This is a genomic window from Corynebacterium faecium, from assembly GCF_027257105.1.
Classification (GTDB): domain Bacteria; phylum Actinomycetota; class Actinomycetes; order Mycobacteriales; family Mycobacteriaceae; genus Corynebacterium; species Corynebacterium lehmanniae.
In genome coordinates, this window is sequence record NZ_JAPYJX010000004.1 from 80065 (window position 1) to 97220 (window position 17156).

13 protein-coding genes are annotated in these 17156 nt (G+C 64.8%); 8 read left to right on the forward strand and 5 right to left on the reverse strand.

Annotated elements, in window-relative coordinates; translation table 11 throughout:
- Positions 1 to 142: 142 nt before the first annotated feature.
- The 6 genes from secD (at position 143) to O5O53_RS05380 (ending at position 10253) form a co-directional block, all read left to right on the forward strand.
- A complete protein-coding gene (gene secD, locus O5O53_RS05355) occupies positions 143 to 2068 on the forward strand; it encodes a protein translocase subunit SecD (RefSeq protein ID WP_239306389.1) in 1926 nt (641 codons plus the stop codon).
- A 2-nt stretch (positions 2069 to 2070) separates the two neighbouring features.
- Complete coding sequence (gene secF, locus O5O53_RS05360; protein WP_269509635.1) at positions 2071 to 3261, forward strand: protein translocase subunit SecF; 1191 nt, start codon at positions 2071 to 2073, stop codon at positions 3259 to 3261.
- A gap of 14 nt (positions 3262 to 3275) precedes the next feature.
- Positions 3276 to 4898 carry an ABC transporter substrate-binding protein gene (locus tag O5O53_RS05365; RefSeq protein ID WP_269509637.1) on the forward strand — a complete coding sequence of 541 codons (1623 nt, stop codon included), beginning with the start codon at positions 3276 to 3278 and terminating at the stop codon, positions 4896 to 4898.
- A gap of 17 nt (positions 4899 to 4915) precedes the next feature.
- Positions 4916 to 5491: an adenine phosphoribosyltransferase gene (locus O5O53_RS05370; RefSeq protein ID WP_239355841.1), complete on the forward strand. Its 576-nt coding sequence runs from the start codon at positions 4916 to 4918 to the stop codon at positions 5489 to 5491.
- 47 nt (positions 5492 to 5538) lie between these two features.
- Positions 5539 to 7815 carry a RelA/SpoT family protein gene (locus O5O53_RS05375; RefSeq protein ID WP_181888529.1) on the forward strand — a complete coding sequence of 759 codons (2277 nt, stop codon included), beginning with the start codon at positions 5539 to 5541 and terminating at the stop codon, positions 7813 to 7815.
- Between the two features lie 185 nt (positions 7816 to 8000).
- Positions 8001 to 10253: a 5'-nucleotidase C-terminal domain-containing protein gene (locus O5O53_RS05380; protein WP_181888528.1), complete on the forward strand. Its 2253-nt coding sequence runs from the start codon at positions 8001 to 8003 to the stop codon at positions 10251 to 10253.
- Between the two features lie 225 nt (positions 10254 to 10478).
- On the opposite strand, the gene O5O53_RS05385 is transcribed toward O5O53_RS05380, so the two are convergent.
- Together O5O53_RS05385 and O5O53_RS05390 are read right to left on the reverse strand one after the other, a co-directional pair.
- Entirely contained in the window at positions 10479 to 10778 is a 300-nt protein-coding gene (locus tag O5O53_RS05385; protein ID WP_070843972.1) for a hypothetical protein, read from the reverse strand.
- Between the two features lie 142 nt (positions 10779 to 10920).
- The gene (locus O5O53_RS05390) at positions 10921 to 11880 is read right to left on the reverse strand and encodes a peptidylprolyl isomerase (protein ID WP_269509639.1); all 960 of its coding nucleotides are present in this window, start codon (positions 11878 to 11880) and stop codon (positions 10921 to 10923) included.
- A gap of 105 nt (positions 11881 to 11985) precedes the next feature.
- Between O5O53_RS05390 and O5O53_RS05395 the strand changes: the two genes are divergently transcribed.
- Together O5O53_RS05395 and hisS are read left to right on the forward strand one after the other, a co-directional pair.
- Positions 11986 to 12621 carry an MBL fold metallo-hydrolase gene (locus tag O5O53_RS05395; protein WP_181888526.1) on the forward strand — a complete coding sequence of 212 codons (636 nt, stop codon included), beginning with the start codon at positions 11986 to 11988 and terminating at the stop codon, positions 12619 to 12621.
- Positions 12622 to 12668: 47 nt separating this feature from the next.
- Positions 12669 to 13955, forward strand: coding sequence for a histidine--tRNA ligase (hisS, locus tag O5O53_RS05400; RefSeq protein WP_269509641.1), 1287 nt, complete (start codon positions 12669 to 12671; stop codon positions 13953 to 13955).
- 3 nt (positions 13956 to 13958) lie between these two features.
- On the opposite strand, the gene O5O53_RS05405 is transcribed toward hisS, so the two are convergent.
- The 3 genes from O5O53_RS05405 to ypfJ are packed head-to-tail and all read right to left on the reverse strand — an operon-like array spanning position 13959 to position 17108.
- Positions 13959 to 15353: an L-serine ammonia-lyase gene (locus O5O53_RS05405; protein ID WP_269509644.1), complete on the reverse strand. Its 1395-nt coding sequence runs from the start codon at positions 15351 to 15353 to the stop codon at positions 13959 to 13961.
- Positions 15354 to 15408: 55 nt separating this feature from the next.
- Positions 15409 to 16131, reverse strand: coding sequence for a CBS domain-containing protein (locus O5O53_RS05410; protein WP_269509647.1), 723 nt, complete (start codon positions 16129 to 16131; stop codon positions 15409 to 15411).
- Positions 16132 to 16184: 53 nt separating this feature from the next.
- Positions 16185 to 17108, reverse strand: coding sequence for a KPN_02809 family neutral zinc metallopeptidase (gene ypfJ, locus O5O53_RS05415; protein WP_181888522.1), 924 nt, complete (start codon positions 17106 to 17108; stop codon positions 16185 to 16187).
- Positions 17109 to 17156: the final 48 nt, after the last annotated feature.

The following is a 17156-nucleotide window of genomic DNA, read 5'->3' on the forward strand; positions in this document are numbered from 1 at the left end:
GGACTGCTGGTTTTGCGGGGCTATGCCGTAGCATGTTCCGTTGTGTCTTCACCGGCACGCTGTTCACTCATACCGCTTCATGGGTGTTTTGGGGCAGGTGGAGGAGAAAAATTGGAGCTCGGAAAGCAGAGGAGTCAGCTCAGTGTCCAACAGCACTCGGCGGTCCCGCGAAGTGAAGGGGAAGAAGCGCTGGCCTGCCCGGCTACTCGCGCTTTTCGCCCTCATTGTCATCGGCGTCTACGCCCTAGTCTTTTTCACCGGAAGCAAATCCGCTGAGCCGAAGCTCGGCATCGACCTGCAGGGCGGCACGCGCGTGACCCTTGTCCCGCAGGGCGAGGAACCGACCAACGAGCAGTTGCAGGACGCCCGCAAGATCCTTGAAAACCGTGTCAACGGCATGGGTGTCTCCGGCGCGTCCGTGGTCGTGGACGGCAACACGATTGTCATCGAGGCAGCCGGCGACGACACCGCTGAGATCCGCAACATCGGCCAGACTTCCCAGCTGTTCTTCCGTCCGGTGCTCGACCCGCCGGCGGCGGACAGCACAAAGGTCGACGATGTCATCCTGGACATGACCAACGAGTGGGTCGAGTACGGCATTTTCACCCCGCAAGAGGGCCAGGCAGTGCTCACCCAGATCGCGGCCCGCAAGGAGGCGGCGGAGAAGGAGAACGAAAAGGCTGCCGAAAATCCGCAGGATCCAAACGGCGAGGGCAAGGACGCCGCGCCGAAGGAAGAGGAAGAGCCTGCCGCGCCGAAGGACGTCCCGCAGCTGAGCGCCGAGCCGCTGCCGGAGCCGGACGGCCCGGTGGAGGCGGCGGAGCGCCGCCAGGAAACGACGGACATGCTGCGCCGCACCCGCCAGTCCACTGATCCGACGGAGCAGTTCGCGGCCCTGACGCTCATGTCCGCGCGCTGCATGGGCCAGATCACCGACCCGCTCGCCGGTTCCGACAAGGCGGACCTTCCGCTCGTTTCCTGTGACCCGACTTCGGGCCAGGCGCTGCTTCTCGACGAGGTTCCCTTGCTCGACGGTGTCACCGATCCAGACGGACCGCGCCTGACCGGCGAGCAGATCGACACCAACCGCGCGATCACCGGCGGCTTCAACCCGCAGTCCAGCCAAATGGAAATCAGCTTCGCCTTCAGCCAGGCGGGCGAGCCCAACGGCTCCGAGACGTGGGCGCACCTGACCAGCGAGATGCTGCAGAAGCAGATCGCCATCACCCTGGACTCCCAGGTGATCTCCGCTCCGGTGATCCAGGGCCCCACCCCGGTGGGCTCCGCTACCTCTATCACGGGCAACTTCACTCAGGAGGAAGCTGAGGGCTTGGCAAACAACCTGCGCTACGGCGCGCTGCCGCTGTCGTTTGCTGGCGAGAACGGAGAGCCCGGCGGCACCGCGCTTTCCGTGCCGCCGTCACTGGGCCAGGCGTCCCTGAAGGCCGGCCTCTACGCCGGCCTGGTGGGCCTGATCCTGGTCGCACTGTTTGTCTTCGCCTACTACCGCCTCTACGGCCTGATTTCGCTGGCCTCGCTGGTTGCCTCAGGCGCGCTCGTCTACGGCACGCTGGTGCTGCTGGGCCGCTGGATCGGCTACTCGCTGGACCTGTCCGGCATCGCCGGCCTTGTCATCGGCATCGGCGCAACCGCCGACTCGTTCATCGTCATCTACGAGCGCATTAAGGATGAGGTGCGCAAGGGCAAGACGTTCCGCTCCGCCTCCGCATCCGGTTGGCAGCGCGCGAAGGACACGGTCGTCACCGGCAACATGGTCACATTGATCGCCGCGGTCATCATCTACTTCCTGGCTGTCGGCGACGTGAAGGGCTTCGCCTTCACCATGGGTCTGACCACCGTCTTCGACCTGGTTGTGACCTTCCTTGTCACCGCGCCGCTGCTAATCATCGCGTCGCGCAGCAAGTTCTGGTCCAAGCCGTCCGTCAACGGCATGGGCAAGGCGTTCAAGACTGCAGAAGCACGGCGTGCGGAAACCCGTGGCGTCGGGGAGCAGGATGGCGTCGAAAAGCATGAGCTCGAACCAGCCGCAACGAATGAGGAGATCTAGACATGTCGAGCACCAAGGCAACATCGACACACACCTCCAATGACGCGGCGGGCACCGCCGCCCCCGTGAAGGCGAAGCGCTCCGCGGAGACGCTCTACGACGGCTCCGGCGCCATCGACTTCGTGGGACGCCGCAAGCTCTGGTACGGCATCACGTTCGTGCTTTTGGTGATTTCGCTGCTGGCAATGCTGCTGCGCGGATTCAACATGGGCATCGACTTCGAAGGCGGCACCAAGATGACCATGCCGGCCGGCGACCTCGTCGCCGAGCAAGTGGAGGAGACCTTCGTCGACGCCACTGGCGTAACTCCGGAACTGACCCAGATCGTGGGCGCCGGCGACACACGCACCCTGGAGATCAACTCCGAGCACCTCAGCCAGGAACAGATCGACGCCGCACGCCAGGCAATCTTCGACGAGTACCAGGTTGAAGACCACACCGGCGAGCCCAGCGCCGACGCCATCGGCGACTCCACGGTGTCGGAGTCTTGGGGTTCGACCATCACGAACCGCATGCTGCTGGCGATGGCGGTGTTCATGGTCGCTGCTGCCGTGTACGTGGCTGTCCGCCTGCAGCGTGAAATGGCGGCTGCCGCCATGGCCGCGCTCGTCGTGGACGGTGTCCTGATCGCCGGCTTCTACGCCCTGTTCGGCCTTGAAGTCACGCCGGCGATGATCATCGGCCTGCTCACGGTGCTGACCTTCTCGCTTTACGACACCGTCATCGTGTTTGACAAGGTGCGCGAGAACACCTCGGGTGTGCTTGATTCGCGGCGCTCCACCTACGCCGAAGAGGCAAACCTGGCCGTGAACCAGACGGTGATGCGTTCCATCTCCACCTCCGTGATCTCGGCGCTGCCGATCGTGGCGCTGATGGTCGTGGCGGTGTGGATGCTTGGCGTGGGCACGCTGAAGGACCTGGCGCTGATCCAGCTCATCGGCGTGATCGAGGGCATCTTCTCCTCGCTGTTCCTGGCTACGCCGCTGCTGGTGAGCCTGGTGAACCGGAAGAAGAAGTACAAGGAGCACAACGCCGCAGTGGAGCGCTACCGCGCCCGCGGAACCAGCGAGTTGGAGGAAGCGACGACCGAGGAGTTCGCCCACGAGAAGCGCCAGGTGGCCACGCCAGTGCGGCGCACCGAGGCCGCAACTGACGGTGCCGCCGGATCCGCAACCTGGCGTCCCGGGCGGTAGACGGCGGCACGCACATGGCAGGACGTTTCATACGGGGACTAGCCGCGGTTGCCGCCGCGGCGATCGGTTGTGCCTCGCTCGCAGCGTGCGGCTCGGCAGACAACGACGACAACCAGTCGAAAAAGCTGTTCGGCTACCAGGTGCTCGGTGAACTGCGCACCACCAACGCCGGCACGCTCGAGGGCGCCACCGACATGGCTGAGGTGCTATCTGGTCGTTTGTACCCGGGTGTGTACGTGCCGGGCCCGAGCGGGCAGATGATCCCGAACACGGATTTGGTCACCACCCAGGTGCTGCCGAGTGATCAGCGCAAGGTGATCTACACCTTGTCCGACGCCGCGGTCTTTTCCGACGGCACGCCGGTGACTTGTTCCGACTACTTGCTCACATTTACAGCCGGGCATTACCCGGGCATGTTCGGATCGCACATGCCGCTTTTCGACGACACGGAAGCACTGTCGTGCACCCCAGGCACTAAAGAATTCACTTTGACGTTCAAGGAGAAGCGGGGCTCACGCTGGCGCGGATTGTTCGACGCCGGCACGGTGCTGCCAGCCCACGCCGTGGCCGCGAAGCTGGACAAGAGCGTTGAGGAGCTCGACCACGACTTGCAGTCTGGCGATTTCTCCCTGCTCAAACCAATTGCCAATGTGTGGCGCCACGGCTTCAGCCTGTCCGAGTTCGACCCCGATCTGCAGGTGTCCTTCGGCCCCTTCAAGATCGCTGAGGTAGGAGAGCGCGGTGAGGTAACGCTAGTCGCCAACGAGCACTACTACGGCGACGCGCCGCAGACTTCAGAAATGGTTGTCTGGCCCGGGTCCGCTGACTCCGGAGAGCTGGCGGCGGACGAGGCGCTGCGCATCGGCGATCTGCGCGAGACCTCCCCGGAATGGCACAACGTCAACGCCGAAGGCAACCGGCTCAGCGTTGACACCCAGATCGGCGAGCTGACTGAGGCGTTGACGTTCCCGGAGATCGGCATGTGGGCGATCCCCGAGAACCGCCAGGCGTTTGCCAAGTGCGTGGACCCGCGTGCCGTCGCTAAGGCATCCAGCGGTGTCGCCGGCCTTGACGTGCCCGTCGCACCGCTGCACGTGCTGCAGCACGCTGACCCACTGGCGGCGCGCCTCAACGACGTCGCAGCCCCCAATCTCGACGTGGACATCGAAGCCGCGTCTGCGCTTTCGGGCACAGAGATTCGCATCGGCTACCCCTACCCGGATGCGCGGTTCGCCGCCATGGTGGAGTCCATCCGCCGCACCTGCGAGCCCGCCGGTATCACGGTCACTGACGTGACCGAGGGCGGTAGAACGCTTGCGGACTTGCCTCGGGCGGAGTACGACGAATGGGGCAACGAGACCTGGACCGAAGGCGCGGCCGACGTGATCTTGCATGCCACCGACCCCATGCGGGAGTTCCCGTCCGCCAACAACCGCGCCCAGGAACTCGGCGCCCTGCGCGCACAGGAAGGGCATCTGTGGAAGCAGCTGCCGTCCATTCCGTTGGCCGCGCAGCCCCGGACCTTCGCTGTGGACGGTGCAGTGCGTAACGTGGTGCCGTACACAGGTCTTGCCGGCATCGGCTGGAACATGGACCGGTGGCAGCTGAACACAGAGACAACCCCGGCCGAGAAGTAACAGGAGAATCCAAACCAATGGCCCCCACACCCATCGACGGCAACCGCTACGCCACCGCCGCTGACGCCCTGAAGGACAAGATCCGCCAGGTGCAGGACTTTCCGGAAGAGGGAGTCCTGTTCGAAGACCTCACACCGGTGCTCGCGGACCCGGCGGCGCTGAACATCGTCATCGCGGAAATGGCCACCGCCAGCCGCAAGCTTGGCGCGGATCTCGTCGGCGGCTTAGACGCGCGCGGTTTCCTGCTCGGCTCGGCTGTGGCGTACGAGCTCGGCACCGGCATTCTAGCGATCCGCAAGAAGGGCAAGCTGCCGCCGCCGGTGATCACGCAGGAGTACACCACCGAATACAGCTCGGCCGCACTGGAGATTCCGGCGGACGGCGTGGACATCAGCGGCAAGAGCATCGTGCTTGTGGACGACGTGCTGGCCACCGGCGGCACCCTCGTCGCCGCCCGCGACCTGATAGAGCGCGCCGGCGGCACCGTCGCAGGCTATGTGGTCGTTCTTGAGGTGGCGGGCCTCGGCGGGCGCAGCAAGCTTGGCGACGCTCCGCTGGTGGTCCTCGGCGAAGAGCACCCCGAGAAGGCGTAGGATTACCTTTTTAGTCGCTGGAGTAGTTCTGGAATCGGAGGCTGGGAATGACTGACAAGCCGGTGAAGAGGACAGGCCCCTCCGTGCGCAGCATGTCTGCCCGGCTAGCGCGCTCGTTGACGGGCAACAGCCGCTCCAAGACAAACCCAGTGCTAGACCCGCTGCTGTCGCTTCACCGCAAGTTCCACCCGAAGGCGGACGCGGAGCTGCTCGACCGCGCCTACTCCACCGCGGAGCGCCTGCACGAGGGCGTGTTCCGCAAGTCGGGCGATCCGTACATCACGCACCCGCTGGCGGTTGCGACCATCTGTGCCGAAATTGGCATGGACACCACCACGCTGGTGGCGGCGCTTTTACACGACACGGTGGAGGACACCGATTACTCGTTGGACGACCTCACCCGCGACTTCGGGCCCGAGGTAGCCAAGCTGGTCAACGGCGTAACCAAGCTGGACAAGGTCGCCCTCGGTGCGGCGGCCGAGGCGGAGACGATCCGCAAGATGATCGTCGCCATGGCGGAAGATCCGCGCGTGCTGGTGATCAAGGTGGCGGACCGCCTGCACAACATGCGCACGATGCGCTTTTTGCCGCCGGAGAAACAGGCGAAAAAGGCGCAGGAAACACTTGACGTCATCGCCCCGCTGGCGCACCGCTTGGGCATGGCCAGCGTGAAGTGGGAACTGGAAGACTTGGCCTTTGCCATCCTGCAGCCGAAGAAGTACGAGGAGATCGTTCGCATGGTTGCGGACCATGCGCCGTCGCGCGACAGGGCGCTGCGGGAGATCACCGAGGTGCTGCAGCGCGAGCTCGCATCCAACGGCATCACAGCCGAGGTGATGGGCCGCCCGAAGCACTACTGGTCCATCTACCAGAAGATGTCCGTGCGGGGCCACGACTTCAACGAGATCTTCGATCTCGTGGGCATGCGCGTGCTGGTGGACACCGTCAACGATTGCTACGCGGCCATCGGCGTGGTCCACTCCCTGTACTCCGTGATGCCGGGCCGGTTCAAGGACTACATCTCCAACCCGCGTTTCGGTGTGTACCAGTCGCTGCACACGACTGTGATGACGCAGACGGGCCGCCCGCTCGAGGTGCAGGTGCGCACCCACGAGATGCACTACAACGCTGAGTTCGGTGTTGCGGCGCACTGGCGCTACAAGGAGACGAAGGGCTCGCACAAGGGCGACCAGTCCGAGGTGGACCAGATGGCGTGGATGCGCCAGCTGCTGGACTGGCAGAAGGAAGCCGCGGACCCGAACGAGTTTCTGGATTCTCTGCGCTACGACCTGACCAGCCAGCAGATCTTCGCCTTCACCCCGAAGGGCGACGTGGTGGACCTGCCTGCGGGGTCCACGCCGGTGGACTTCGCGTATGCGGTGCACACCGAGGTCGGCCACCGCTGCATCGGCGCCAAAGTCAACGGCAAGCTGGTCACGCTGGAAACCGAGCTCAAGTCCGGCGACCGGGTGGAGATTTTCACCTCCAAGGACCAGAACGCGGGCCCGTCGCGCGACTGGCAGGACTTCGTTGTCTCCCCGCGCGCAAAAGCGAAGATCCGCCAGTGGTTTGCCAAGGAGCGCCGCGAAGAACAGCTTGAGGCAGGCCGCGACGCGCTCGCCGCAGAAGTGCAGCGCGGCGGGCTGCCCATGCACCGCCTGTTCACCAACGAGTCGATGCGGCAGGTGGCCACGCGGCTGCACTACCAGGACGTGGACGCGCTGTACACCGCTATCGGTGCTGGCAATGTTTCCTCCCAGCACGTCGCGCACCTGCTCATGGACATGTTCGGCGGCGATGACGATGCCGTCGATGCGCTCACCGCGCGCACCCCGATGTCGGCGCTGGTGCGCCCGCAGGCCAGCGGCGACGGCCCCGCGATTCTGGTGGAGGGCAGCCCGGATGTGATGGCGAAGCTGGCCAAGTGCTGCCAGCCGGTGCCCGGCGACGCCATCTTCGGTTTTGTCACCCGCGGCGGGGGAGTGTCGGTGCACCGGACGGATTGCACGAACGCAAACAAGCTCAAGGACGAGCCGGAGCGCCTGGTGGACGTCGAGTGGGCGAACCAACGCTCGCACAAGAGCGCGTCGCGAGCCACCATCCAGCTGGAGGCGCTGGACCGCAACGGCCTGCTCACCGAGACCACCGGGGTGCTCTCGGAGGCGAAACTGCCAATTTTGGCAATGTCGTCCCAGGCGGGCGACGACCGCATCGCCACGATCCGTTTGACCATCGAGGTCTCCGACATCAAGCAGCTCGGTTCCATCATGAACCAGATCCGCAACATTGAGGGAGTCTTCGACGTCTATCGCGTGACTGCCTAACGACGTCCAACGGTTGCCCACGCCCTCCTCTGAGCCGACCTTAAGGTGTCCAATAGATGAAATGTTGGTGGACGCGAGGTTATTTTCCCAGCGCAGACCGGCGAGTGGCGGGAAGTTGCGCTGCGGAGTGGAGGAATCAGGGATAAAAGGGAAGGATACCATCCCCCGACACCGAGGAGTCTCCCGTGTTTGATTTCCGTCGCGCTGGCGCCCTGATCGCCGCAACCACCACGACCGCTGTGGTGCTCACCGCAGCACCGTTCGCTGCAGCAGCTGAGGCTGACCAGGTCACCATCAACGTTGCCAACATCACCGACTTCCACGGTCGCCTGAAGTACAACCCGTCCACGACCACGGTGAAGGACGCCGCAGGCAACCCGGTCCTCGACGAGAATGGCAAGGAAGTCAAGGAAATCACCCCGAAGGCCGGCGACGAGATGGGTGCCGCCAATGTCGCGGGCATCATGAACTACCTGCGTGAGCAGAACCCGAACACCATCGTCACCACCTCCGGTGACAACCAGGGTGGCTCGGCGTTCGTTTCCTTCATCTCCGACGACAAGTACACGATGGACTTCATCAAAGCCATCGGCACCGACGGCTCCGCTGTGGGCAACCACGAGTTCGATAAGGGCTACCAGGACCTGATCGACCGCATCGTTCCGGGCACCAATGACAAGCAGCTCGGCGCGAACATCTTCGTTGATGGCGAGCAACCGGTGAAGCCGTACACCATCGTGGAGAAGGAGGGCGTGAAGGTTGCCCTGGTGGGCACGACCTCCAACCTCACCCCGGAAAAGTCCAGCCCGGCCAACGTTGCGGGTGTGAAGTTCACGGATTCCGCCGAGCAGGTCAACGTCGAGGCCAAGAAGCTCAAGGAGTCCGGCAAGGCTGACCTCGTCATCGCTCTGATTCACGATCCGGCCCACACCAGCGCACCGAAGCTCGACGCGAAGTACGTCGATTTCGTATTCGGTGGCGATGACCACATCAAGCGCCTGGAGCTCGACCGCGACGGCAAGGTTCCGTACGCGCAGTCCCACGAGTACGGCAAGGTCGTCACCGATATTGCTTTCACCTACGATAAGGCCGAGAAGAAGCTCGTCGAGGTCGACGGTCGCCAGATCGAGGCGTCGCAGCTCGAGGAGCTCGGCATCACCCCTGATGCCGAGGTTGAGAAGATCGTTGCAGAGGCAGACAAGATTGCCAGCGAGCTCGGCCAGAAGGTCGTCGCCAACATCGCCGCCGACTTCAAGCGTGGCTCCAATCCGGAGGATAAGCCAGGCTCCAACCGCGGCACCGAGTCCACCGCGAACAACATGCTGGCGCAGTCCGCCGTCGCTGCGCTTTCCGCATTCCTCGACACCGAGATCGACTTCGGTGTGATGAACGCCGGCGGTGTTCGTGCGGACCTGACCAAGGGCGATGTGACCTACGAACAGGCCGCCACCGTCCAGCCGTTCGGCAACAACATCGCTGTTGCCAAGCTGTCCGGCGCCGCCATCAAGGAAGCGTTGGAGAATCAGTGGCAGACCCCGGAGGTTGCAGCAAAGTCGGGTCGCCCGCGTCTGGACATGGGCCTGTCCGACAACGTGTCCTACACGTACAACCCGAACGCTGAGCGTGGCAACCGCATCCTGGACATCCAGATCAACGGCGAGTCCGTGGATCCGGAGAAGGACTACACCGTTGCAGCGTCGACCTTCCTGCTCGACGGTGGCGACGCCCTGATCAACGCTGACGAAGTCCGCGACCGCAACGATGTGGGCTACAACGATCTGCAGGCATTTGTGGACTACCTGCAGACCGGCGACGCCCAGGTCCGTGAGGGCCAAAAGGACGTCGGCGTGGTGCTCCCGGAGGGCGGTCTGAAGGCTGGCCAGAAGAACACCATCGAGCTGACCTCCCTGAGCTACTCCTCCGAGGGCGAGGCGCAGGCTGAGACCGTCACCGCGAAGGTGGGCGAGGCAACGGCTACCGCCGACGTCGACAACGCGGTCACCGACGCCGACAAGGGCTTAGGCGAGCAGGGCCGCGCAAAGATTGAGCTGGAGATCCCGGCGGGCGTGTCCGGCGAGCAGACCCTGGAGATCACCACCGACAAAGGCACCAAGGTGTCCTTGCCGGTAACTGTTGCCGAGGCTGAAAAGCCGGCTCCGGAAGAGAAGCCGACCGAGGAGCAGAAGCCGGCTCCGGAAGAGAAGCCGACCGAGGAGCAGAAGCCGACCGAGGAGCAGAAGCCGGCTCCGGAAGAGAAGCCGACCGAGGAGCAGAAGCCGACCGAGGAGCAAAGCTCCGCTTCTTCCTCCTCCGACGCTCCGATTGGCGTCATTCTCGGCATCATCGCCGCTGTCCTGGCTCTCGTGCTGCCGCTGGCGCTGGCGTTCCCGATTGACTCCGTGCTTGGCCCGATCGCGCTGCTGAACAACAACAAGTAGGACGAGCACGATCCTGACCTGATAGAGGCTGCACGCGACAACGCCGCCGTTTCCCGCGAGGGGGAGCGGCGGCGTCGCCGTTGGCGCGGTCGTGGGGCTGGAACGAAAAGAACCGGCTACCTAGAGCCGGTTACCAACGGAAATTTTCGCTGGTAGCCGGTAGTAGGTAGCCGGTTGTGTTTTGCGCAGCGGCGCGAGTGTGCCCCGTGCGAGAACGCGGTGGCTCTAACGCGCGAACTTAGACGCGATGGACAGCACCTGGGTGAGCATGCCGATGATCGCGGTGACCACGGCGATCCAGCTCTTCAGCTCCTCCGGGCTCATGTCCTCGATAGAGGAGCCCTCTTCACTCGAGGAGGACAGGCTGTCCTTGATGGTCCTCTTGTCGGAGTCCTTGCCGCCGGAGTCCTTGGACTTGCTCTCTGCGGTGTCGTTGACCGTCGGAGCTGCGTCGGCGACTGCGGCGCCAGAAACCATGACCGCGGTGGCGGTTGCTGCCGCTGCAAGGCTGGTGCGAAGCTTCATCGAATTTTCCTCACTCGTAAAAATGTGTGTGCTTCTCGGAATGCTATCGGGTGCGCTGGTAGAGCGCTACCTAGGACAGTAAGCTCTGAGGCGATTCCCAGAGCTACGTCGCTTCAACGGGCTGAAGCGTTACTGCCCGCTGCTACTTCACGGTCGCCTTCTTGATACGGACCTCGTCTGCCGGGGCGCCGTCCTGTTCGCCGCCCTCGACGCCGGCCTCGGCAATCTTGTCCAAGGTGGAAAGGCCTTCGTCGTCGATGTGGCCGAAGTAGGTGTACAGCGGCGGCAGCACGGAGTCGCCGTAGTTGAGGAAGAACTGGGAGCCGTTGGTGTCCACACCGGCGTTCGCCATGGCGATGGTGCCGCGGTCGTAACGCTGCGGCTGGCTGTTCTGCTGCAGCATCATCGTCTTGGCCTGCATCATCTCTTCCTCGGACGCGCCTTCTGGGATGCCCGCCTCAGACAGGTCGATGCCCTCGAGCGCCTGGTCGGTGGGCAGCTCGTTGGCGAACTGGAAGCCCGGGCCGCCGGCGCCGGTGCCGGCGCGGTCGCCGCACTGCAGGACCTTCAGGCCGTCGCCGGTGGTCAGGCGGTGGCAGACGGTGTCGTTGTAGAAGCCCTCCTCAGCGAGGTATTCGATGGCGTTGACGGTGCAGGGGGAAGCCGCACGGTCCAGCTCCATGCCGATCGGGCCCTGGTTGGTGTCCAGCTCGACGGTGAGGGTGCCCTCGGTGGACACGCCGTCGGTCTTCGGGGTGCCAACGCCGTCGCCGCCCTGCTCGTCAGCCTCGTTGTAAGTGCAGTTCACAGTCGCCGGCAGCGCCTGCTCGCGCTTGGTGGCGATCGGCTCGAACTTCGACGAGTCGAACGGCTCCTGCTCCTCGGTGGTGGCCTCGGACGCGGCGGTGGATTCGGAGGCGGCGAGGTCCTCGCCGCTGTCGTTGTTGGCCGCGAAGTAGATGCCGCCGCCGATCAGCGCGATGACGGCCGCGGAGATCGCCGCCACCGACCACGGGCGGGACTTCTCCTTGCGGTCGCGCGAATCCAGCTCGCTCTTCAGGTGGGACAGGGCTTCCTTGCCGCGCTTTTCGTTCGATGCCACTGGGGTTTACACCTCGCCAATTTGTCGGGATGGGCGGAGTAGACGTCGATAAGCATCCGCCCTTGAACGGCTAGAAAGCCTATCAGCACCGTTATAGTGGCCAGCATGAGAATCGCCGGTTTCGCAGCAGGACCTTTTCAAACCAACTGCTATGTCGTTGCCAACGGGGATCGCGCGTTTGTGATCGATCCGGGGTTGGGCGCTCATGAAGCGGTGAGCCAGATGGCGCAGGAGCAGGGGCTGAACGTGGAGGCGGTGGTGCTCACGCACGGCCACATCGACCACATCCGCGACGCCGCCGCGTTCGGGGTGGAGACGTTTGTCCACCCAGCGGACGCGTTCATGCTGCTGCGCGGCGAGGGGGTGAGCGAGCAGGCGCGCCAGCTTTACGACGCCTCCGCCATGCCCCCGATCGACAATCCGACGCCACTTGAGGACGGGCAGACGCTGACCGTGGCAGGAGTGGACCTGCGGATCGTGCACGCACCGGGGCACTCGCCGGGCTGCGTGATGCTGGTTGCGGACGAGGTGGTTTTTTCCGGCGACGTGCTGTTCCGCGGATCGATTGGCCGCACGGACCTGCCGGACTCGGACCCGGCGCAGATGCAGGAGAGCCTCCGCGGGCCGGTGTGGGACTTGGACGACGAGCTGCAGGTGCTGCCCGGCCACGGTCCCGCCACGACCGTTGCACAGGAGCGCGCAACCAACCCGTACCTGCGCCAGGCCAACGCCGACCGCTAATCGGGCACTCGTCCCGGGCGAGGTTGCCTGCACTAGACTTGCGCGGTGTGAGCGAGAACAAGAACGACCAGTTTCAGAAGCTTTCCGCCCCGAAAGGCGTGCCGGACTACGTGCCGCCGCAATCGGCGGCGTTTATCCATGTGCGCGACGAGTTCGCCCGCCAGGCGCGCATCGCCGGCTACCAGCACATTGAGTTGCCGGTGTTCGAGGACACGACGCTGTTTGCCCGCGGCGTGGGCGAGTCCACGGACGTGGTGAGCAAGGAGATGTACACCTTCGAGGACCGCGGCGGCCGTTCCGTCACGCTGCGCCCGGAGGGCACCGCAGGCGTGATGCGCTCCTTCATCGAGCACAACATGGACCGCGGCTACCTGCCGGTGAAGCTGAACTACTACGGCCCGTTCTTCCGCTACGAGCGCCCCCAGGCCGGCCGGTACCGCCAGCTGCAGCAGGTGGGCGTTGAGGCCATCGGCATGGACGATCCGTTGCTGGACGCTGAGGTCATCGCGCTGGCGGACCGCAGCTACCGCGCCATCGGCTTAAGCGGGTTCCGTCTGGAGCTGACCAGCCTCGGCGACAGGAACTGCCGCCCGGCGTACCGGGAGAAGCTGCAGGAGTTCCTCTTCGACCTGCCGTTGGATGAGGAGACCCGCAAACGCGCAGAGCTCAACCCGCTGCGCGTGCTGGACGACAAGCGCGAAGAGGTCCGCGAGATGACCGCAAACGCGCCGCTGATGCTGGACCACCTCTGCGACGAGTGCCGCGCCCACTTCGAGGCCGTCACCGCTGCGTTGGACAGCTTCGGCGTGCCGTACGTGATCAACCCCCGCATGGTGCGCGGCCTGGACTACTACACCAAGACCACCTTCGAGTTCGTCCACGACGGCCTGGGCGCGCAGTCCGGCATCGGCGGCGGCGGCCGCTACGACGGCCTGATGGCCCAGATCGGCGGCCCGGACCTGTCGGGCATCGGCTACGGCCTCGGCGTGGACCGCGCCGTGCTCGCGCTTGAGGCAGAAGGCGTGGAGTTGGACGAGGCGGCACACCGCGTGGACGTCTTCGGCATCGCCATCGGCGACGAGGCTCGCGTGAAGATGAGCAAACTTATCGACGAGCTCCGCGCCGCCGGCGTGTCCGCCGACATGTCCTACGGGCAGCGCGGACTCAAGGGCTCGATGAAGGGCGCCGACCGCGCCGGTGCGAGGTACGCGCTCGTGCTCGGCGAGCGCGAGCTGGAAGCCGGCGAGGTGGCGGTGAAGAACCTCGCGGAACACTCGCAGGAGTCCGTGGAGCTCTCTGTTCAGGCGGTGACTCAGGCGGTCACGGGAGCCTAGTTACTAGCATTCGGTGATGTTCACCGGCAGGCCTAGCTGCACCGCCAGGCCGCCCATGGACGTCTCCTTGTACTGCGTCATCATGTCGCGGCCGGTGGCGGCCATGGTCTCCACCACGTCGTCGAGGGTGACGATGTTGGTGCCGTCGCCCAGCTTGGCCAGGCGCGCCGCGTTGATGGCCTTCACGCCGCCGATGGCGTTGCGCTCGATGCAGGGCACCTGCACGAGGCCGCCGACGGGGTCGCAGGTCAGCCCCAGGTTGTGCTCGAGGGCAATCTCGGCGGCGTTTTCCACCTGGGCAGGCGTGCCTCCGAGGGCGGCGCACATGCCTGCGGCAGCCATGGAAGACGCGGAGCCGACCTCGCCCTGGCAACCGACCTCGGCGCCGGAAATCGACGCGTTGGTTTTGATGATCGAGCCGACCGCGCCGGCAGTGAGCAAAAATTCGCGGGCGCGCTCGACGGTGAAATCGTCGGTGAAGTCGCGGCAGTAGTGCATCACCGCGGGGATGATGCCGGCCGCGCCGTTCGTTGGCGCGGTGACAACCTGGCCGTGCGCGGCGTTTTCCTCGTTGACAGCCAACGCGTAGAGGTTGACCCACTCCATTGCGTCCAGCCCGCGCGCAGTGGAAGCTTCGTATTCGGCGGTGAGCAGGCGGTGGAGGCGGTTCGCGCGCCGCTTGACGTTCAACCCGCCGGGCAGCGTGCCATCCGTCTTCAAGCCGTGTGCGACGCATTCCTGCATCACGTTCCACACCGCGTCCAGGTGAGCGTCGAGCTTCTCGCTGCCGTGGATGGACTCCTCGTTGGCGCGCATGATCTCTGCGATGGTCAGGCCGGTCTCCTCGCAACGCTGCATGAGCTCGGCCGCGGTGTCGAAGGGGTAAGGCACAGACGGGATGTCGCGCGCCGCGGCGACGCCGGATTCGTCGCGGTGCGCTTCCATCTCCCAGCGGTCCTGAATAAACCCGCCGCCGACGGAGTAGTAGTCCTCGCGCTCTGCGAGCACGTTGCCGTCTGCATCCCACGCGTCGAAAATGAGGCAGTTCGGATGTGCGGCGACAGGAGCAGGGTCAAACCTGAGCTCGTATTCAACGGTGCCGATGGGCCCGGAAACGGTGCCGGTGGAGGGAATCGGCTCACCCGGCTTCGGCGCAATATCGGCAGACGTGGTGGTGGGGGTGTAGCCGACTAGGCCCAAGAGGGCAGCGCGGTCGGTGCCGTGGCCGACGCCGGTGGCTGCCAGGGAGCCGCGCAATTCAACAAGCACCTTGGCTGGGTAGGTGTCGAGTTTGTCAATGAATGCTTGGGCCGCGCGCATCGGGCCCACAGTGTGGGACGACGAGGGGCCGATACCAATACTGAACAGGTCGACAACGCTCACAAAGTTTGCAGACATGCCGGGGATACTACAGCACGAAAAAGGTGCGCGGCGCCACAGGAAAAGCGGTGCTTTACGCTTCCTGGGCGAGGGCCGGAATATCGGTCGCGCCCAGCACCGACAGCGGCTTCTGAGTGGGCTTTCCGTGCTCTGTGATGATGGCGAGGCGGGGGACCGCGCCGGAGGCAAGCGGTGTGCTCAGCGCCTCGACCGCGGCTGCGGCGGTGACGGTGCGCGGCAGAAAAATCGGCTGGTCCAATTTGCCGCTGTGGTCGAGCACCTCGGCCACGGTGCCTGCCGCAATCGTGTCGTCGTCACGCAGCTCCGCCGCCAGCCACCGCGCAATCGCGTTGGTGGTGAGCAAACCGACGCACTCGCCACCGTCGTAGACCGGGAACTGGGCGAGGCCTTGCGAGGCGATGATGTCCAACGGCTCGTGGATGTCGGTGTCGGGGGAGAAGGTGACCACCTGCTGGTGCTCAATGACGTCTAAGGCCAGCGTCGGGGCGAGCAGGGAATCCCGGATCCGCTCGATCTCAGCGACAGTTTCCGGCAGCGGCTCGGCGATCGGGCGCAGGTTGTCGTACTCGCCGTGGCTGATCGCGTTGCGCAGATCCGCGAACTCCTGCAGCGTCTCAGACTGCTCGAGCGTGATGACTCCCTTCTTCGCCGCCAGCCTGGCCATCCAGGAAAACGAATCGGACCGTTTGGCATCGAGTTCACTGCGCAAGAACTCCTCAATGGAGTTGAACGCAGCAAGAAACGGCACGGCGCGGTTGGGCTCAGCATTGCTCATGCCGGCCACTGTAGCGCCGTGCCGTTTCGAAAGCGGTGCGGAACAGAGGCGGTTTAGCTCTTGTACACGCCGCGGTTGAGCGTGTCGCAGGACGACATCTGGCCGGATTCGTAGCCGGACTTGAACGCCTGCATGCGCTGCTCCGACGAGCCATGCGTCCACGCGTCCGGATCGACTTCGCCGCCGGAGCGCTTCTGAATGTTGTCGTCGCCGATGGACTGCGCGGACTGCAGAGCCTGCTGCAGCTGCTCGTCGGTGATCGGCTCCAGAGCGGCGTTGTCACCCTTGGAGGCGTGGTGCGCCCACAGGCCCGCGTAGCAGTCGGCCTGCAGCTCGATTGCCACCGCGGCGGAATCCTGGCCCGGATTCTTGTAGTCGCTTAGGCCCAGGGTGCCCTCAAGGTTCTGGATGTGGTGGCCGTACTCGTGCGCGGTGGCGTACTCCTGCGCCAGCGGCCCGTTAGAGCCGCCGAGCTGCGACAGCTGGTCGAAGAAGCTCACGTCCAGATAGGCGGTTTTGTCCTGCGGGCAGTAGAACGGTCCGGTGTCCGAGCTGGCGTAACCGCAACCGGAGTTCACGCTGCCCTTGAAGATGGTCATTTCCGGTTTGGTGAACTGGGTGTCGGACTGGGCGGGCAGCACGTCGGCCCAGATGGCGTTTAGCGATCCCATCGTTGCGGCTGCCCGGCAGTCGTCGTACTCGTTGGAGGAACCTGCTTCCTGGCAGTGCTCCAGGGAGTATTCGCCCTGGGACTGCGACTGGGAGTCGCCCCCTCCGCCGAGAATGCCGTCAAACGCGCCGCTGAAGTACAGCAGCGCCAGCAGGACCAAAATGATGGTTCCGCCGCCGCCTCCGCGCAGCAGGAGCGGCAGCAACATCATCGCGCCGTTGCCTAAGCCGCCGCCTCCGCGGCCGCCGCCGGAGCTGGTATTGACGTTGCCGCCTTGGCCCTGTGCGTAATCGCCTCTGAAAGTCATGGTCAGAATTGTGCCAAATAACTAGGGCACGTGTGGGATCTGGGTCGG